The 18,358-nt window shown below is 69.6% G+C and carries 17 protein-coding genes; 10 read left to right on the top strand and 7 right to left on the bottom strand.

Annotation, left to right across the window (positions count from 1 at the left end; all coding sequences use genetic code 11):
* Window positions 1-183: 183 nt before the first annotated feature.
* Window positions 184-510 (bottom strand): GIY-YIG nuclease family protein, encoded by a 327-nt coding sequence (locus ACQ3HE_RS15145; RefSeq protein ID WP_430893302.1) that lies wholly within the window; start codon window positions 508-510, stop codon window positions 184-186.
* Between the two features lie 223 nt (window positions 511-733).
* Here ACQ3HE_RS15145 and ACQ3HE_RS15140 point away from each other — a divergent pair, with 223 nt between their 5' ends.
* Together ACQ3HE_RS15140 and ACQ3HE_RS15135 are read left to right on the top strand one after the other, a co-directional pair.
* Window positions 734-1,285, top strand: coding sequence for a GIY-YIG nuclease family protein (locus ACQ3HE_RS15140; protein WP_430893301.1), 552 nt, complete (start codon window positions 734-736; stop codon window positions 1,283-1,285).
* A gap of 39 nt (window positions 1,286-1,324) precedes the next feature.
* Window positions 1,325-2,266 (top strand): linear amide C-N hydrolase, encoded by a 942-nt coding sequence (locus ACQ3HE_RS15135; protein ID WP_137243468.1) that lies wholly within the window; start codon window positions 1,325-1,327, stop codon window positions 2,264-2,266.
* 135 nt (window positions 2,267-2,401) lie between these two features.
* On the opposite strand, the gene ACQ3HE_RS15130 is transcribed toward ACQ3HE_RS15135, so the two are convergent.
* Window positions 2,402-3,385 (bottom strand): LacI family DNA-binding transcriptional regulator, encoded by a 984-nt coding sequence (locus tag ACQ3HE_RS15130; protein ID WP_430893300.1) that lies wholly within the window; start codon window positions 3,383-3,385, stop codon window positions 2,402-2,404.
* 36 nt (window positions 3,386-3,421) lie between these two features.
* Entirely contained in the window at window positions 3,422-4,150 is a 729-nt protein-coding gene (locus tag ACQ3HE_RS15125; protein ID WP_064296395.1) for an SDR family oxidoreductase, read from the bottom strand.
* 221 nt (window positions 4,151-4,371) lie between these two features.
* On the opposite strand from ACQ3HE_RS15125, the gene ACQ3HE_RS15120 reads away from it, so the two are divergent.
* Both ACQ3HE_RS15120 and ACQ3HE_RS15115 read left to right on the top strand, forming a co-directional pair.
* Window positions 4,372-5,064 carry a nucleoside/nucleotide kinase family protein gene (locus ACQ3HE_RS15120; RefSeq protein WP_430893299.1) on the top strand — a complete coding sequence of 231 codons (693 nt, stop codon included), beginning with the start codon at window positions 4,372-4,374 and terminating at the stop codon, window positions 5,062-5,064.
* Between the two features lie 85 nt (window positions 5,065-5,149).
* The gene (locus ACQ3HE_RS15115; RefSeq protein WP_430893298.1) at window positions 5,150-6,643 is read left to right on the top strand and encodes a mannitol dehydrogenase family protein; all 1,494 of its coding nucleotides are present in this window, start codon (window positions 5,150-5,152) and stop codon (window positions 6,641-6,643) included.
* 778 nt (window positions 6,644-7,421) lie between these two features.
* On the opposite strand, the gene ACQ3HE_RS15110 is transcribed toward ACQ3HE_RS15115, so the two are convergent.
* Window positions 7,422-8,933, bottom strand: a complete 1,512-nt coding sequence (locus ACQ3HE_RS15110; RefSeq protein WP_430893297.1) for an HNH endonuclease signature motif containing protein — start codon at window positions 8,931-8,933, stop codon at window positions 7,422-7,424.
* Window positions 8,934-9,474: 541 nt separating this feature from the next.
* Window positions 9,475-10,683, bottom strand: coding sequence for an HAD-IA family hydrolase (locus ACQ3HE_RS15105; RefSeq protein ID WP_430893296.1), 1,209 nt, complete (start codon window positions 10,681-10,683; stop codon window positions 9,475-9,477).
* 356 nt (window positions 10,684-11,039) lie between these two features.
* Here ACQ3HE_RS15105 and ACQ3HE_RS15100 point away from each other — a divergent pair, with 356 nt between their 5' ends.
* The 6 genes from ACQ3HE_RS15100 to ACQ3HE_RS15075 all read left to right on the top strand — a co-directional run bounded on the left by ACQ3HE_RS15100 (window position 11,040) and on the right by ACQ3HE_RS15075 (window position 16,634).
* The gene (locus tag ACQ3HE_RS15100; protein WP_159879498.1) at window positions 11,040-12,077 is read left to right on the top strand and encodes a LacI family DNA-binding transcriptional regulator; all 1,038 of its coding nucleotides are present in this window, start codon (window positions 11,040-11,042) and stop codon (window positions 12,075-12,077) included.
* Window positions 12,074-13,168, top strand: a complete 1,095-nt coding sequence (locus ACQ3HE_RS15095) for a class I mannose-6-phosphate isomerase (RefSeq protein WP_430893295.1) — start codon at window positions 12,074-12,076, stop codon at window positions 13,166-13,168. Before ACQ3HE_RS15100 ends, ACQ3HE_RS15095 begins: the two co-directional genes overlap by 4 nt.
* Before the next feature lie 130 nt (window positions 13,169-13,298).
* Complete coding sequence (locus ACQ3HE_RS15090) at window positions 13,299-14,060, top strand: ATP-binding cassette domain-containing protein (RefSeq protein ID WP_430893294.1); 762 nt, start codon at window positions 13,299-13,301, stop codon at window positions 14,058-14,060.
* Window positions 14,057-15,142 (top strand): ABC transporter permease, encoded by a 1,086-nt coding sequence (locus ACQ3HE_RS15085; RefSeq protein WP_079707371.1) that lies wholly within the window; start codon window positions 14,057-14,059, stop codon window positions 15,140-15,142. The genes ACQ3HE_RS15090 and ACQ3HE_RS15085 overlap by 4 nt, the downstream gene beginning before the upstream one ends.
* A 73-nt stretch (window positions 15,143-15,215) precedes the next feature.
* The gene (locus ACQ3HE_RS15080) at window positions 15,216-16,211 is read left to right on the top strand and encodes an ABC transporter substrate-binding protein (RefSeq protein ID WP_430893293.1); all 996 of its coding nucleotides are present in this window, start codon (window positions 15,216-15,218) and stop codon (window positions 16,209-16,211) included.
* 123 nt (window positions 16,212-16,334) lie between these two features.
* On the top strand, window positions 16,335-16,634 hold the full coding sequence (locus ACQ3HE_RS15075) for a hypothetical protein (RefSeq protein ID WP_430893292.1): 300 nt from the start codon (window positions 16,335-16,337) through the stop codon (window positions 16,632-16,634).
* A gap of 35 nt (window positions 16,635-16,669) precedes the next feature.
* On the opposite strand, the gene ACQ3HE_RS15070 is transcribed toward ACQ3HE_RS15075, so the two are convergent.
* Both ACQ3HE_RS15070 and ACQ3HE_RS15065 read right to left on the bottom strand, forming a co-directional pair.
* On the bottom strand, window positions 16,670-17,488 hold the full coding sequence (locus ACQ3HE_RS15070; RefSeq protein ID WP_430893291.1) for a class II fructose-bisphosphate aldolase: 819 nt from the start codon (window positions 17,486-17,488) through the stop codon (window positions 16,670-16,672).
* Between the two features lie 55 nt (window positions 17,489-17,543).
* The gene (locus tag ACQ3HE_RS15065) at window positions 17,544-18,314 is read right to left on the bottom strand and encodes a DeoR/GlpR family DNA-binding transcription regulator (RefSeq protein ID WP_430893290.1); all 771 of its coding nucleotides are present in this window, start codon (window positions 18,312-18,314) and stop codon (window positions 17,544-17,546) included.
* Window positions 18,315-18,358: the final 44 nt, after the last annotated feature.

Genomic DNA, 18,358 nt, shown 5'->3' with positions numbered 1-18,358 from the left:
TGAGCTTGTCGAAGGGTGGGCTCTGTCCGTGTGCCCTTCGACAGGCTCAGGGACCGGGGTCGGAGTCGGTCGTGTCTGAACGGTCGGTCCCTGTCCGCTCACTCAGCCGGTTCTTGCCAGCCCAACCGTTCGGTCCCTGAGCTTGTCGAAGGGTGGGCTCTGTCCGTGTGCCCTTCGACAGGCTCAGGGACCGGCCATCGGGTCCGTTCCGGGTTCTGGATCGCGCCATGCGGTGATCCGCGAGCAGCTGAGGCGCGGGAGGTCGTCGAACCGCCCGTCGATCACTGCTTGCTTCTTCGCCCGGCTCCACCCCTGAAGACGTTTCTCGATGAAGAATGCGTCGTCCACGCGGTCGTACTCGGCCGACCAGACGAGTGTGACGGGCAGTCGCTCGCGGGTGTAGGTCGCTCCGAGGCCGTCCATGTGCTCGGCGACTCGTCGAGCAAGGTCGATGGTGCTGCCGGTGTAGAAGGATCCGTCGGCGCATTTGAGGATGTAGACGTGGGGCATCCGGGAAGCCTCGCAGGACCTCGATCCTGTCGGTCTGCGCTGACCTCCGACGGTGGACGCTCTCGGATCATGGGGGAGTTGTGGAGGACCTTCGCTCGCCCCTGCCGCTTCGCCCGTTCGGTCCCTGAGCTTGTCGAAGGGTGGGGTTTTGCCGTGTGCCCTTCGACAGGCTCAGGGACCGGGGTTGGAGGTCGGTGTCGGCGGGGTGGGGGACACTCGGGAGATGCCCCACAGACGATGCGTACAACCCGGGTGCGACGCCGCGGCACCGGTCGACGCGCCCGTCGCGCTCTGCGAGGATCACCTGGCCCTCGCCGCCGACTGGGCGGAGCGCCGCTGGGGTGTGGTCGACGCCCTGCCGTCGCCGTGCATCATGTGCGGCTCGCGGCTCGGCCGTCACTACCCGTCCGCGTGGTTGTGCGCCGCGTGCGAGTGGCGGCACGGGGACGTGCCCGACGACGACCTCGCCCGGCCGCGGATCGACGTCGTCTACTACCTCCGTCACGGCGACCGCGTGAAGATCGGCACCACGACGAACCCCCGCCAGCGGTTCGCCGCGATCTGGCACGACGAGCTGCTCGCCCTCGAACGCGGCGACCGGCACGTCGAGCGTGCGCGTCACGAACAGTTCGCCCGCGAGCGCCTCGAACGCTCCGAATGGTTCACGGGGTCGCCTCGACTGCTCGCCCACATCGCCTCGGTCGCCGGCGACGTCGACCCCTGGGACCTCTACAGCCGCTGGCTCAGCGAGGCCGCGGCACTGCGTGGGCGATAGCCCCTCCGGTGGGCACCACGCGCGGGGTACGCTCAGCGCGTGTGCACTCGAATCTTCTGGAACGACAACGCGGTCGCCAAGACGGTCAGCCGCTGCATGGACTGGTCGGAGAGCGACGAACCCGAGCTGTGGTTCGTCCCGAGCGGTACCGACCGAGGTGGCACGGACGACGCCACCTCGCACCGGTGGACCTCCCGGTACGGCAGTGTCGTCACGAGCATGTGGGGGATGGGGACCGTCGACGGCCTGAACACGGCGGGCCTCGGAGCACACGCGCTCTACCTCGACCCGGAGGACGTGACGTTCGCCGAGCCCGACGGCCGTCCGACGGTCTCGAACGCGCTGTGGGTGCAGTACCTCCTCGACAGCTACGCCTCGGTCGCGGAAGCGATCGCCGACATCGACACCGTCCGCATCACGTCCCCGATGTTCCGCGGCCTGCAGATGGGGATCCACATCGCGATCGAGGACGCCTCGGGTGACTCCGCGATCATCGAGCCGATCGACGGCCGGCTCGTCGTCCACCACGGCCGCGAGTTCACCGTGATGGCCAACTCGCCGAGCCTCGACGAGCAGATCACCAACCGCGACCGCTACCGGCCGTTCGGCGGCGAACTACCGCCTCCCGGCGACATCACCTCGGTCGACCGGTTCGTGCGCGCCTCCTACTTCCTCCACTACCTGCCGGAGCCGGCGGACACCGTCGAGGCGGTCGCGGGCGTCTTCCAGCTCATCGCGAACGTGTCGGTGCCGTACGGCGCGCCGTACTCGACGGGCGACGTGTACCCGACCTGGTGGCGGGCCGGTGCCGACCTCACGAACCTGGTCTACTACTTCGGCTCGACACGGAGTCCGAACATCTTCTGGATCGAGCTCGACGAACTCGCGGACGTCGGTGAGGTCCGTCGCCTCGACCCGCGCGACCCGAGCCGCGTCGGCGACCAGACCGCGGAGCTCGCGCCGGCGACGTTGAGCTACTAGGCCGGCCGGTTTCGGTTCCCGAGCCGATCGAGTCTTCGGGGCGTTCGCGTGGCGCCCTTCGACAGGCTCAGGGACCGAGATGGTCCAGGGGCCGGGGATTCGACGGCTAGGCCGGGGCGGCTCGGAGCCGGCGACTCAGAGCACCGCAGGCGATACCCGACAGGAGTCGCGCTCGACGAGGTGCACCGGGAGGACCGTGCTCCGGCGGTATCGCGCGTCGGGGCGGTCGAGTCGGTCGATGATCCGTTCCGCAGCGAGTCGGCCGAGGGCCTCCGGGTCCTGCGTGATCACGGACACCGACGGTCGCAGGAGCTCGGCCAGGGGGAAGTCGCCGAATGCGACGAGTGGGAGCGGTTGCTCGGCGAGTGCGGGCAGCAACGCCATCGTGCAGACGGCGTTCGACGAGAACAGGGCCGTCGCCCGCGAGTCGATGGCCGCCAACGCGCGCGCCGCCCCCTCGCGGGTCGCCGCACCGAGGGCGATGAGCTCCTCGTCGGCGAGCAGCCCGGCTTCGGTGAGTGCCGCCCGGTACCCGCGCAGCCGCTCGGCGGTCGTCGGCAGGGCCAGCTGATCGCCGACGAAGGCGATCCGGCGGTGGCCGTGCTCGACGAGGTGCGTCGTCGCCGCGAACGCCCCACCGAAGTCGTCCTGCGTGAAGGCGTCGGCGGCGAGGCCACCCGGCGCGCGGTCGACGAACACGAACGGCGTCCGCGACGCCCATGCACTCAGCGAGCTCTGGTCGTCGCTGATCGGCGCGAGCACCACTCCGGCCAGCTGACGCCGGAGCATCGGCTCGAGGACCGCGCGCTCGCGGTCCGGGTCGTCGCCGAGGCTCGTCACGAGCGTCGACATGTCGTGATCGCGCGCCGTCCGCTCCACCGCACGCGCGATCTCGGCGAAGAACGGGTCGACGATGTCGGGGACGGCGACCCCGATGACCGACGGGCGGCCCGAGCGGAACGCCGTCGCGAGGGAGTTCGGCACGTAGTCGAGCTCCCGCATGATCGACTCGACCCGTTCTCGGGTCGCCGGGAGGACGTGCGGGTCGTCGTTGAAGACCCGTGAGACCGTCTTCGCGCTCACGCCGGCGGCTGCGGCGATCTGGCGCATCGTGGCCATGCTCGGGTCCCTCCCGTTCGGTCCTGCCGGATCGGGTCAGCGCGCGGTGTAGCCGCCGTCGATCGGCAGCGAGACGCCCGAGATCATGCCGGCGGCGTCGCTCAGCAGGAAGGTGATCGGGCCGGCGATGTCGTCCTCGGTGGCCCACTTGCCGAGCGGCATCGCCTCGAGGAAGGGGCCTTCGATGTCGGGGCGGCCCCAGTACCAGGCGGACATCGGCGTCATCACGACCGTCGGGTTGACGGCGTTGACCCGGATGCCGTACTTCCCGAGTTCCAGGGCCGAGACCCGCGTGATGTTGTCGAGCGCGGCCTTCGACGAGCCGTAGGAGATGTGGCCGGAGAGTGCGACGAGGCTCGCCTGGCTCGAGACGTTGACGATCGCCCCGCCGCGCTCTTGGCGGATCATCTCGCGGGACGCGTACTTGGTGACGAGCAGCGACCCGCGTGCGTTGATGCTGATGACCTTGTCGAACACGTCGATGTCGGTCTCCTGTGGGGAGGCGATCTCGCCGCCCCAACCGCCGGAGTTGACGACGCCCCAGATGTCGCGTCCCTCGATCGCGTCGCGGATGCTGTCCTCCGAGGTGAGGTCGAAGGGCAGCGGTTCGGCGCCCGTCTCGGCGGCGATGGCGTCGAGGTGCTCGACGTTGCGACCGGAGGCGATCACCTGCGCGCCCGCTGCCACGAGGTGGCGGACGGTCGCGCCGCCGATGCCGCCGCTCGCTCCCGTGACGAGGATGGTGCGGCCGTTGAAGTCAGTCATGAGGTGGTCCGATCGACGTGATGAGGCCCGTGCGTCGGTGCACCGGGTCGGGAGCATCATAACCACGGAATGGCAACCATGTCACCCGTGACATGGATTTCACCAGCAGATCATGACACCGGTGACATCCGGTGTTGACACATGCATCCCCTGGACCTACCGTGAGTCGGGCGACGGCGCGTCCGCGACCGGTCGGCTCCCAGGAGAGGTCAGGCATCACGATGAGCGGCATCACGATCGGGACCGACCTCGACGGCCTCATCGATCACGCCCGTTCGCTCGCCGCCACCGGGTCCCGCCGGATCCTCGGGATCGTCGGTGCGCCCGGTGCGGGTAAGTCGACCGTCAGCGACGCGCTCGCCGCCGCGCTTGGCGACCAGGCCGTCATCGTCGGGATGGACGGCTTCCACCTCGACAACGCCGAGCTCGTCCGCCTCGGGCGACGCGACCGCAAGGGCGCGCCCGACACCTTCGACGTCGACGGCTACGTCGCACTGCTGTCCCGCCTCGCGCGTGCTGGACGCACCGCCGATTCTCCGGGCACACCGATTTACGCACCCCGGTTCGACCGCTCGCTCGAGGCGTCGATCGGCAGTGCCGTCCTCGTCCGCCCCGAGGTGCCGCTGGTGATCACGGAGGGCAACTACCTCCTGTTCGACGATCACGGCTGGCAAAGTGTCGCCGCGCATCTCGACGAGTCCTGGTACGTCGACGTGGACGACGAGGTGCGCCGCGACCGACTCATCGCCCGACGCCTCGGTCACGGCCACCCGCTCGACGAGGCCGAAGCCTGGGTGCTCGGCGTCGACGAGCCGAATGCCCGCCTGGTCGACGCCACCAAGCAGCGTGCCACCCGCATCGTCACGCTCGACGCGTCGACGCCGGTGGAGACCGAATCCACCCACGGCGCCTGATCCACCCTGCAGCCGCAGCACGCTCGACCTGCACCACCCTTGACCTGCACCACACGGAACCCGCTCACCGACGAGAAGGCACCACATGACCCAGCTCTCCGACGCCACCCTCACCGCTCTCGACGAGCAGGTGGCCGTCCCCGCCTACGACCGCTCGGCCATCCGACCCGGCATCGTCCACTTCGGAGTCGGCGCCTTCCATCGGGCGCACGGGGCGATGTTCGTCGACCGCGTGCTCGGGCTCCCCGGCGACGAGCACGCGTCCTGGGGACTCGTCGGCGTCGGCACACTGGCCGGTGACGCAGCCATGCGGGACGCGCTCGGTGCTCAGGACCGGCTCTACACGCTCGTGACGACGAGTCCGGACGGCGAGGTCGAGGCGCGCGTCGTCGGGTCGATCGTCGAGTACCTGTTCGCTCCCGACGATCCGGAAGCGGTCCTCGCGCGGGTGGGCGATCCGTCGACGCGGATCGTGTCGCTCACGATCACCGAGGGCGGCTACGGGGTGAACGACGCGACCGGCGCGTTCGAGCCGAGTGACGGTGCGACGCTCGCGGACCTCGACGGGCTGCCTGAGGGGGCGCTGCCGCAGAGCCCGCTCGGGTTCATCACGGCGGCCCTCCGTGCCCGACGCGACGCCGGTGCGGTTCCGTTCACGGTCATGTCGTGCGACAACATCCAGGGCAACGGGCACGTCGCCCGGACCGCGATCCTCGCCTTCGCCGAGCGCATCGACCCGGCGCTCGCCGCCTGGATCGCCGCCGAGGTGCGGTTCCCGAACTCGATGGTGGACCGCATCACGCCGGCGACGACGGACGAGCAGCGCGCGTTCGTCTCCGAGCGGTTCGGGATCGACGACCGCTGGCCGGTGCTCTCGGAGTCGTTCGAGCAGTGGGTGCTTGAGGACGACTTCTCGGACGGCCGTCCGCCGTACGAGCAGGTGGGCGTGCAGCTCGTGGAGGACGTCGAGCCGTATGAGCTGATGAAGCTCCGGTTGTTGAACGCTTCCCACCAGGCGATGAGCTACCTCGGGCTGCTGGCGGGGGAGACGTACGTGCACGACGTCTGCCGTGACGAGCTGTTCTCGCGGTTCCTACTCGGGTACATGCACGAGGAGGCGAGGCCGACGCTCGCGCCGGTCCCGGGGATCGACATCGACGCGTACTGTGCAGAGCTGATGCGCCGGTTCGGCAGTGAGGCGATCAAGGATACGTTGGCGCGGCAGATCGTCGACGGCTCGGAGCGCATCCCGAAGTTCCTGCTCCCGGTGGTCCGTGAGCAGTTGCGGACCGGCGGCGGGATCGCGCGCTCGGCGCTCGTCCTCGCAGCGTGGAGTCGGTTCATCGAGGGTGTCGGTGACGACGGGCGGGAGCTTGCCCCGGTCGACCGGCGGTTGGCCGAGTTGCAGGCAGCCGTCGCGCAGGAGGCGGAGCGCCACGGCGCGTTCCTCGACCTGGAGGTCGTGTTCGGCGACCTCGGATCTGACGCGCGACTGCGCGAGGCGTTCATCGCGGCGCGCGCGCGGCTGGCGGCCGTCGGTGCGCGGGTGGCGGTGGAAGAGGTCGTCGCCGCGGGGTGACCCTGCGGCGGTCGGACGGTGCCTTGACGGCCCTCCGACCGGTTGAGGGGGCGCTCGGTCGCTGCGTCGTTCCCGTCCTCGAGTGCTGGTGGTTCACGTCTCGGTCCTTGAGCTTGTCGAAGGGCAGGTATGACGGTTGTTCGTGAGCCCTTCGACAGGCTCAGGGACCGGGTACCCGACTGCCGGGCTTGCCGGGCACGGTGGTTCCCGTGTCGGTCCCTGAGCTTGTCGAAGGGCAGGTTCAACGGCCGATCGTGTGCCCTTCGACAGGCTCAGGGACCGGGGTGGCCGGGTTGTCGAGTAGGGCGTCGGTCGCTGGGCGTGTCCGAGGCAGTGTGGTTCCCGTCTCGGTCCCTGAGCCTGTCGAAGGGCAATGGGGCGGTTCCTCGTGGGCCCTTCGACAGGCTCAGGGAACGGCGCCCCGGATGCGGAGCCTGCGTTCGGCTGGCGGGCGTGTCGAGACGTCATGGTGTCCCGTCTCGGTCCCTGAGCTTGTCGAAGGGCAGGTATGACGGCTGTTCGTGGGCCCTTCGACAGGCTCAGGGACCGGGGTGGCTGGGTTGTCGAGTAGGGCGTCGGTCGCTGGGCGTGTCAGAGGCAGTGTGGTTCCCGTCTCGGTCCCTGAGCTTGTCGAAGGGCAGGTCTGACGGTTGTTCGTAGGCCCTTCGACAGGCTCAGGAACGGGATAGCCGGTTGCCGGGCTTGCCGGGCAGGGTGGTTCTCGTGTCGGTCCCTGAGCTTGTCGAAGGGCGGCGTGTGGGCAGGCGGGTGCCATGCGTTAGGCGGCGAGGTGGAGGCGTCCGCCTCGGATGGGGGTTTGGTGTCGGTCGATGTGGCTGGGTGGGATGAACCAGGGGATGCCGTTTTGGATGGTGATGGTCCAGTGGTCGTCGTGGATGCGGTGGTGGTGGAAGGGGCAGAGGAGGATCCCGTTGTCGAAGTTGGTGGGTCCGCCTTGGGACCACCAGGTGATGTGGTGGGCTTCGGTGAAGGATGGTGGGTGGGTGCAGCCGGTCCAGGCGCAGCCGCCGTCGCGTTCGGCGAGGGCGAGTTTTTGTCCGCGGGAGAACAGGCGGGTGCTGGTGCCGAGGTCGAGGACCTGGGATGGGCCGTTCAACACCATGGGGATGAGGTTGGCGTCGGCGGCGAGGCGGCGGAGGGCGCCAGCTCCGATGGGTTCGTCGATGCCGTCGATGGTGGCGGTCCCGAGACCGGTTTCGAGGGTGTCGTGGTCGGTGCGGATGATGACGGTGACGGGGGTGAGTTCGGTGGCGGCGCGACTGCAGCCGGCCAGGTGTCGGAAGGTCTCGGTGAGGGCGATGGCGCGTCGCCGGTCGATGGGGATGAGCGACGGCCCGTCGGGCATGGGGTCCCCGGAGCCGTCGGGTTGGTCAGCGGGGTCGGCCGTGTCGGGGTGGTTGAAGTGGGGTTTGCGGTGGGTGGCGCCGATGAGGGCGTCGAGGCCGGCGCGGATGAAGGCGGCGCTTTCGGGGGCGAGTTCGGCGCGGAGGAGGGTCATGCCGGTGGGGAGTTCGTGGATGGTGCAGCGTTCGGCTCGGCGGAGGAGTTCGTCGCGCGGTTCGCGGCCGTCTTGGTCGAGGCGGGTGCGGACGAGTTTCGCGATGCGGGTGACGTCCTGCAGGGGCGCGTGTCCGGCGTGCTCGACCGCGATGACCGATGCTGCGTCCAGTTCGACCCTGGTGCAGATGCGTCCGGCGTTGCGGAGCTCGCGGACGATGACCGCGGCACCATCGACGCTGAGGGATGAGCGTGGTGTGCCGAGGGCGCCGTGGTCGTGTGGGTCATCTTCCGCCGTGGCGGAGTGGGGATCGGCGGCTGGTTCGTTGGCGTCGTCGGAACCGGGTGCCGGTTCGAGCGCCGCAGCGACCGCTGGGAACGGGCATTCCTCCAGCTCGCCGAGCAGCCCGCGCGGTTGCGTGATGGCGGCACCGACCTCGGCGATCGCTGCGCCGCGGGCGCGTGCCACCCGCCACCGCTCGGACACCATGACACCCGGGTTCGCGTAACCAGCGGCGCGCACGAGCGTGCCGTCGCGGCGGGAAGGCGACGGGCGCAACGCGATCGCACCGGTGACGCGGGCGGCGAGGACCTCGACCGCGTGCTGCACGGCACCGAGTTCGTCGAGGACGCGGAGGATCGCCTCGTCGTTCATGTTCTCGAGCTGCTCCGCGACACCCGAGCCCGGACGGATCGCATCGAGCGCGCCCTGCCAGACCGCATCGAACCCGGCCGCGGCGGCGGCGAGGGGGTTCGGTGCGGTGCTGGTCATGGATCCATCCAAACACGGACCACTGACATTCGAACGGCCAAAGAATCAGACCCTGATCTGGGAATTTATCCCACAGTTGATGCTTGCTCAGGGTGCCCTTCGACAAGCTCAGGGACCAGCGGTGATGCGGTCGCCGAACCGGTCGCGGTCTGGTGGGGAAGGTTGCTCGTGGGCCCTTCGACAAGCTCAGGGAACGAGTTCAGGTGGTTGTTGAGGCGCGGAGCGGGAAAGCCCACCGGGGTGCCCTTCGACAAGCTTAGGGAACGGGTTCCCGCGGTTGTCGGAGCGTGGTGGGGGTGCTGCCCAGGGGTCCCTCGACAGGCTCAGGGAACGGGTTCCCGTGTTGTTGAGGCGCGGTTCGTGAAGACCCACCGGGGTGCCCTTCGACACGCTCAGGGAACGGGCGTCCTCTGCGGTCGAGGTGCGGTGGGGAAGGTTGCCCGGGTGCCCTTCGACAGGCTCAGGGAACGAGACTCCGCGGTTGCCGAAGAGCATCGACAGCCTCAGGCTGTTCCGACGCGCTCAGGGAGCGGGTCGCTGCTCAGCCGAGCGAAGCCGGGACGAGTCGGAACCCGCCCTCGGCGACCGGCTCGAGCCGCAGTTGGAAGAGGCCGTCGATCACGAGGTCCGCATTGAGTTCGTGCGCCTCGTGCGTCCCCGCGATGCCGACCGTCCAGCAGCCGGCGGCGCGCGCTGCGGCGAGCCCGGCCGGTGCGTCCTCGAACACGACGCACGGCTGCGACTCCAAGCCCAGCCGGGTGCGGCCGAGCAGGAACGGTTCGGGGTCCGGCTTGCCCTTCGTGACGTCGTCGAAGGTCACGACGACCTCCGGCCGCACGAGCCCGGCGGCGGCGATCCGATTGCCGGCGATGAGCCTTGTGCCGCTCGTGACGATCGCCTTCGCGTCGTCACCCAGCGCCGCGAGCGCCTCCGCCGCCCCCGGGAGCGCGATGACGTCGGCGACCTCGTCGGCCTCGATCTCGATGATCCGCGCGAGTGCTTCGGCGACCTGCTCGGGCGGGAAGATCGCGGCGAGCACCTGGGCAGCGGGCTGACCGTGTCCCGCGGCGAGCAGGTCGCCCTCGAGTCCGTACTCGCGGGCGAGTTGCGCCCATGACCGGTTCACGGCCGGCGTCGAGTCGATGAGGGTCCCGTCGAGGTCGAAGAGCCCGGCGGCGAAGACCTGGTCGAAGATCGGTGCGGAGGCCTGGATGGTCCGTCCGAGACCGAGCGCGCGTTGGACGGCGGCGAGCTGCTGCGACGTGGACAACGCGGCTTCGATCGACAGGTGCTCGATGGCGGGTGGGGTGTCGGTGGACGGGTCGACGATGTGTGTGTCCCGCTCGGCACCGCGTTCGGCGCGGCGAGCCGCGAGCGTGGCGGCATCGGCGTGCAGCCAGACGACCTTGGGGACGACCCCGGCCGCCTCGACGAGCGCGTCCCATTCGGCGCCGCCACGGAGCTCCGCGGTGAAGGGTGCCACGAGTACCGCGCCGACGCCACTGTCGCGTTGGTCGGCGAGGACCGCTCGGAGGGCCGCGTACCGCGCAGGGCGCATGGTCGGGCGCAGCTTCGCGTCGTTCCAGTGGAGTGGTTCGGCGCCGTCGGGATCGGTCACCGCACCGAGACCGTCGAGCAACGGATTGGTGATGGTGTCGAGGTCGAGGAGCGGGAGTCGGAGGGCCCGTGCGAGCTCACGTCCAAGGGTGGTCTTGCCGCTTCCGGCTGCTCCTGCGACGACGACGATCACGCTGACTCCTCGATGATTCCGGGGTGGCGACCCGCATCCGAGGGGTCTGAACGCCTCTTCGATGCGAGTTCCAAATGAATTTGATCTCTTTCAGACAACGTTGCTTGACAACGTTGTCGGTCTGCGGTCAGTATAGGCGCACGAAGGAACGACGGGGTTCTGCAGCTGCACCACCCCGACCGATGACAACGCTGTCAGGAGGTGGAGCCCATGGGCACCTGCAACCCCGCGATCACCGCGACCAGTCCGATCCGGACACGTGCGCACGTCCCGTCGCTCCGGACCGGCTGCGACGTCCGACCCGTTCCGCTTCCCGTCAGGGGGACCCGCTGATGCGGCCGCCCGGGATCAAGGATGTGGCTGCGCAGTCCGGCGTCAGTATCAAGACCGTCTCGCGGGTGGTGAACGGCGAACCGTCCGTGCACCCCGAGACCCGAAGCCGCGTGCTCGAGGCGATCGATCGCCTCGGGTACGTGCCCAACACGGCCGCCCGTTCTCTGAAGTCCGGCACCGGTGGCGCGATCGGCGTCCTCATCGATTCGCTCGCCGACCCGTTCTTCGCCTCGCTCGTGAGCGCCATCGAGGCCCGTGCGCTCAAGGAGGGCCTCAGCGTCCTCGTGGCGAGCACCGGGCTCGACGAGGGGCGCGAGCGCGACCAGCTGACCGGGTTCATCGCCGGCCACCAGGTCGCCGGCGTCATCATCGCCCCGGTCGCCGCGGAGCTGCCCTACCTCGAGGCGTTCCGGAACGTGACGCCAGTCGTGGCCGTCGACCGTCCGCTCGCCGCCTTCGACAGCGTCGTGGTCGACGACTACGCCGCCACCCAGCTCGCGATCCGCCAGTTCGTCGAGCTCGGCCACACCCGCATCGCCTTCTACGACCGGGACGAACGCTTCCTCACCATCCGTCGGCGCTACCAGGGCTACACCGACGTCCTCGCCGAGGCCGGCATCGACCTCGACCCGTCGCTCGTCTCCTGGACCATCGACGGCTCGCTCGACTACGCCGCCGAGACGGAGCGCCTGCTCGGACTCGAGGACCCGCCCACTGCGTTCTTCGCGTCGAACGCGAAGGCGGCGATCGGTCTGACGACCTCCCTGCACCGCATCGGGCGGGAGGGGACGGCGCACATCGCGTTCGGCGACTTCACCCTCGCCGACGTCCTGCGACCGGCCGTCAGCTGTATCAACCAGGATCCGTTCGTCATCGGTACCGCCGCCATCGAGCGACTTCTCGAGCTGCGCGAATCACCGGCGGACGAGCCGCGCGAGTGGGTCGTCCCGACCTCGCTGGTGTCGCGTGGTTCCGGGGAGATCCCCGGCCCGGCACAGCGTCACACCGTGGACGCGCGTACCGCGTCCACCACGAGCATGGTCGGAGGACCAGCAGCATGAGCACGACCCAGCCCACGAGGCTCGCCCAGCCGACGCGACTCGCGCCGAACCTCATCGAGCACTTCTACCGCGGCGGCGACCGCATCGCCGGCCTGCGCGGCATCGAACAGCAGAGCGAGTTCCAGCCGGAGGAGTGGCTCGGGGCGACCGTGAGCCGCGCCGACCAGGAGCCCGGCGGCGCCATCGGCCTCGCCCGCACCGTCGACGGCGTCCTCCTCCGCGACCTCGTCGCGGCCGACCCCGCGCACTGGACCGGAGCGGGACCGGACCACGGCACCCACGCCGCCGACACCGGCATCCTCGTCAAGCTGCTCGACGCGCGTCAGCGGCTCCCCGTCCACGTGCACCCGGATCGGGCGTTCGCCGCCTCCCACCTCGACTGCGCCTACGGCAAGACGGAGGCCTGGTTCATCCTCGACGCCGAGCCCGGTTCGGCCGTCCACCTCGGATGGAGCGAGGACGTGGACCCCGACGAACTCGACCGTCGTCGTGACGCCCAGGACAGCGAGTGGATGCTGTCGCACATGAACCGGATCGTCGTCGAGCGCGGCATGGGCATCCTCGTCCCGGCCGGCACGGCCCACGCGATCGACGGCGGCATCTTCCTCGCGGAGGTGCAGGAACCGACCGACCTCTCCATCCTCCTCGAGTGGTCGGTCACGACCTCGACGCGCGACGAGTCCCACCTCGGCCTCGGATTCGAGACCGTGATGGGCGCGGTGTCGACGACGGCACTCCCGCAGTCCGAGATCGAACACCTCGTCGTGCTGCACGACCTCGACGCCCGGACGGACGCGCCGGTGTCGCTGTTGCCCGCGGCCGCCGACCCGTACTTCCAGCTCTTCGCCGTGACGCCCGGCACCGATGGCAGCGCACCCGTGGACGCCGGCTTCTCGGTGGCCCTCGCGTTCACCGGCGCAGGCGCACTGGTCTCTGAGACCGGCGCCGAGGCCGTCGAGTTCTCCGCCGGAGAGGTCTACGCCGTCCCGGCCGGGTTCGGACCCTGGACCGTCAGCGGCTCGGCCACCGTGCTCGCCGCCGGACCCGGTGCGGGCTGGCCGGCGACCCTCGCATCGGGAGACATCCGATGACGCCACCCCTCGACGCAGGACCCACGATCGCGCAGCAGCTCACCCCACACCACCGCCCCGAACGGCGGTACGACAGCCACCACACGCCGGACCCGTCCACCGGGGCCGGCTGGAAAGGAACGAGAACGACATGACGACTCCCGTCTTGGAGGCCAGAGGCCTCACCCGGCAGTTCGGGCACGTCCGCGCCCTCGACGAAGCGGACTTCGAGGTCTACCCCGGCGAGGTCACCGCCCTCATCGGCGACAACGGGGCGGGCAAGTCCACCCTGGTCAAGGCACTCTCCGGCAACCTCGCGGTCGACAGCGGCGTGATCAAGTTCGAAGGCGAACCGATCACCCTCACCTCGCCCATGCAGTCGAGCGCGCTCGGCATCGAGACGGTCTATCAGGACCTCGCCCTCGCGCCCCACCTCGACCCTGTACAGAACGTCTACCTCGGCCGTGAGATCATGCGGCCCGGCCTCGGCGGGCTGCTCGGCCTCATGAACATCAAGGAGATGAGCAAGCAGTCGCGGCACGCCTTCGACGAACTCGGCGCGACCGTCCGCTCACTCACCGACCCGGTGGGCGCGATGTCCGGTGGGCAGCGCCAGGCGATCGCCATCGCCCGCGCGGTGCACTGGGCCAACAAGGTCGTCTTCCTCGACGAACCGACGGCCGCCCTCGGCGTCCGCCAGACGAAGAACGTGCTCGAGACGATCCGCCGGGTGCGCGACAAGGGCATCGCGGTCGTCTTCATCAGCCACTCGATGCCGCACGTCATGGAGGTGTCCGACCGCGTGCAGGTGCTGCGGCTCGGCCACCGCGCGGCGACGGTCGATACGAAGGACACGAACATGGAAGAACTCGTCGGTCTCATGACCGGTGCCAGCACGAGGAACGTCGCATGAGCGCGGTGAAGCAGGCCGAGATGGGGCCGGAGACGACCGCCATCGAGACGGCCAAGGATCGGGAGACCCCGATCAGGAAGCTCTTCAAGGCCCAGGCCTTCCAGATCTTCATTGTCCTCCTCGTCGTCATCGCGATCTTCTCCGCGATCGCGCCCGACACCTTCGCGCAGCTGTCCAACCTGCGGCTCGTCGTGCAGAACGCCTCGATCCTTGCGGTGCTCGGCGTCGGCATGACCTACGTCATCATCACCTCCGGCATCGACCTCTCGATCGGATCCGTCCTCGTCTTCTCGGGCGTCGTGTCCGCGACGACGATGCGGGCCATGGGCGGCGACGACTGGGGGACCGCGATCGTCGGCATCATCGTCTCGATCGGCGTCGGCATCCTCTGGGGCACGTTCAACGGCATCCTCATCTCCAAGGCGAAGGTGCCGCCGCTGATCGTCACCCTCGGTAGCCTCGGCATGGCGCTCGGCCTCGCCCAAATCCTCACCGGCGGTGTCGACATCCGCGAGGTGCCGTCGGTCCTCACCGACTCGATCGGGTACGGCAACATCTTCGGCGCGGTTCCGATCATCTCGGTCATCGCCCTCGTCGTCGTCATCATCGGTGCGCTCGTCCTCCACAAGACGAAGTTCGGCCTGTACACCTACGCGGTCGGCTCGAGCGAGGAGGCGGCACGACGCGTCGGCGTGAAGGTCGACCGTCACCTCATCCGCATCTACGCGATCTCCGGAGGCCTCGCTGGTCTCGCCGGCATCCTGTCGCTGTCGCAGTTCGGCACCACCGCGATCGCCGGTCAGTCGCAGACGAACCTGAACGTCATCGCCGCGGTCGTCATCGGTGGCACCTCGCTCTTCGGCGGCTACGGGACGATCTTCGGCACCGTCGTCGGTCTGTTCATCCCCGCCGTCCTCCAGAACGGCTTCGTCATCACCGGCGTGCAGCCCTTCTGGCAGCAGGTCGCGGTCGGCGCCGTCCTCATCCTGGCCGTCTACGTCGACCAGGTCCGCCGTTCCTCCGCAGCCCGCGGTGGGTCCACGAGCTTCTGGCGAGCCCTCGTCAGCAGGAAGAAGAAATAACCCCTTACACAGATCAACACCCCCCCCGCACCATCCCAGTAGTCCAGCAGTTCAAGAGAAACGGGTAATCACAATGAAGTGGAAGAAGTCAGTTCTCGGAGTCCTCGCGCTCGGCGCGTCGGCAGGCCTCATGCTCACCGGTTGTTCCGGCGGCGCGAGCTCGGGCGGCAGCAGCGCAGGCGCAGGTTCCGACGGCTACAAGATCGCGTTCATCCAGGGCGTCGCAGGCGACGAGTTCTACATCTCGATGCAGTGCGGTATCGAATCGGCGGCGAAGGATGCCGGCGCGACGGTCACGACCCAGGGTCCGGAGAAGTTCGACCCGACGCTGCAGAAGCCGCTCGTCGACTCGGTCGTCGCCTCGAAGCCGGATGCGATCCTCGTCGCTCCGACCGACGTGAAGGCCATGGAGGCCCCGCTGAAGGCTGCGGCCGACGCGGGCATCAAGGTCGTCCTCGTCGACACCACCGTCGACGACCCGTCGTTCGCGGTCTCGCAGATCTCGAGCGACAACAAGGGCGGCGGCGCTGCGGCGTTCGACGCGATCAAGGAAGCGCACCCCGAGGGCGGGAAGGTCCTCGTGGTCTCGGTCGACCCCGGCATCTCGACCACGGACGCCCGTGCCGAGGGCTTCCAGGAAGCGGTGAAGGGCGATGACAAGTTCACCGACCTCGGCGTGCAGTACAGCCACAACGAGCCGTCCACGGCTGCTGAGATCGTGACCGCGGCGCTCCAGAAGGACCCCGACATCGTGGGCATCTTCGCAGTGAACCTGTTCGCGGCCGAAGGTTCCGCGACCGGTGTCAAGCAGGCCGGCAAGGAGGACTCGGTCACCATCGTCGGGTTCGACGCGGGTCCCGCCCAGGTCAAGCAGCTGAAGGAGGGCACCGTCCAGGCGCTCGTCGCTCAGGAGCCGGCCACCATCGGCAAGGACGGCGTCGCCCAGGCGATCGCCGCACTGAACGGTGACAAGGTCGAGGCCAAGATCGAGACCGGCTTCACCATCATCACCAAGGACAACGTCGACGGCGACGCGAAGGATGCCGTCTACCAGTCCAAGTGCGGCTAGGCCCTCAGGCCACCTCGCACCACCAGACCGCGACGGCGTCGGAGCTTCGAGCTCCGGCGCCGTCGCGCTGCGTCCGGCAGCTCCGCCTCGACGCCACCCTCCACGGGGTGCGAGAATCGCGACATGACCCAGGTGATCGTCGCGGCGACCGCGGTGCGCCGGCTGTCCGACGATGCTCCGGGACGGATCGAGGCCGAGGTCGTCGATGCAGCGGGGCGAGCCCACCGCCTGGTCATCACGGTCCCCGAACGCGCGAGCCGTGCGGTCACCGCGTCGACCGACGTCCCGTTCCGACTCGGGCTCCGGGCCGAGCACGTGCGTATGGAGGGACGGGCCGTGGTGATCCGGTTCGCGGACGGCGTCACCACCACCGAGGGCCTCGGCGAGGTCTGCCTCGACCCGGACATCGTCCACTGGTTGTGAACGACATCATCCGACGGTCGGGTCTGCGACGAGTCCTATGCGACGAGGGTGAGGAGCCGCGCGACCTCGGCGGCGACGGCGTCGCGGGCCGGGCCGAGATACTTCCGCGGGTCGACGAGTGACGGGTCCTCGTCGAGGCGCTCACGGACGGCTCGGGTGAAGACGCCGTTGATGTGGGTCGAGATGTTGATCTTGCGCATGCCCGCGTCCACCGCCCGCACGAGGTCCTCGTCGCTCACGCCGCTCGAACCGTGCAGGACGAGCGGGACGGGGACGGCTGCCGCGAGTTCGCGGATGAGGCCGAAGTCGAGGGTCGCGCTCCGGGAGGTCATCGCGTGCGAGCTGCCGACCGCGACCGCGAGGCCGTCGACGCCGGTGCCGGCGACGAACGCCACGGCCTCACCGGGGTCGGTCCGGACGCCGGGCGTGTGTGCGCCGCCCTTCCCGCCGATCGCCCCCAGTTCGGCCTCGACCCACACGCCCTGCGCCTGAGCTGCGCGGGCGACCGCTGCGGTGCGCTCTCGGTTCTCCTCGTCGGGCAGGGTCGCCGCATCGAACATGACCGAGGTGAACCCGAGCCGGACCGCCTCCTCGACGAGCGTCTCGTCCTCGGCGTGGTCGAGGTGCACGGCCGTCGCGGTGTCCGTCCCGCGGGCGAGCTCCAGGCTCGCGAGCCCGATCGGCGCGAGGCCGCCGTGGTACTTCGCCGCGTTCTCGGACACCTGCAGGATGACGCCCCGGCCCGCGAGCTCCGCGCCGCGGAGGATGGCCTCGCCGTGTTCGAGCTGGATGACGTTGAAGGCGAGCACGGCGCGCTGCGCGTCGAGGAGCGCGGCGGTGGAGACGAGCGTCATGGTGGTTCCTCTCGGGGTGCACTCGGGACGATCGACCCGGTGCCGGTGGGGATGGTCAGGTGGCGGCCAGCAGCAGTTCGGGACCGCTGTCGGCGAGCGCGTCGACGGTGTCCGGGTCGAGGCCGTCGTCGGTCACGATCTGGTCAAACTCGTCGAGCCCCGCGGCCCGGTGGAACGAGGTGGTGCCGAACTTCGCGGCGGTGACGGCGAGGATGCGTCGTCGGGAGATACCGAGCATCGCCCGCTTCACCTCGGCCTCCTCCGGCAGCGTCGTCGTGGCGCCCGAGGTGAGCCCCACCCCGTTGGCGCCGAGGACGGCGACGTCGGCGTGGAGCCCCGACAGCCGTTCGACGGTCCACGCGCCGACGGTCGCCTGCGTGACGGCGCGGACCCGCCCGGGCAGGGCGAGCACGGTGAGTCGCGGCCGGCCACCGAGCAGGGCGACGATCGGCAGGCTGTTCGTCACCACGAGGAGTCGGCTGGCGTGGGGGAGGAGCGCGGCGACCTCGAGGGTCATTGCACCGGAGTCGAGGAGGACGACTCCTTCCTCGGGGAGCTGCTCGACGACGAGCCGGGCGACGGCGGCGCGCTCGATGCGCTCGCCCTCGCGGCGTCGTTGGAGGCTGGGCTCGAACGCGGGTCGCCGGGCGAGGACCGCGCCACCGTGGTGGCGGCGGATGAGCCCCTGTCGCTCGAGCACCGCGAGGTCGCGACGGATGGTCTCCGGCGTGACGCCGAGTCGGCTGCTCAGCTCGGCGACCGACAGGGCGCCGTCGCCGTCGCGGGCACCCGCGAGGATCGCGGCGTGACGCTCTGCTGGGTACATGACTGCTCCGTCCGGTCTGGCCAGCGTATCCGAATCTGTCCGAT

The organism is Plantibacter auratus (assembly GCF_050587365.1).
Taxonomy (GTDB): domain Bacteria; phylum Actinomycetota; class Actinomycetes; order Actinomycetales; family Microbacteriaceae; genus Plantibacter; species Plantibacter auratus.
Note: the sequence above shows the minus strand (reverse complement) of the source record. Positions and strands in the feature narration are given on the sequence as shown.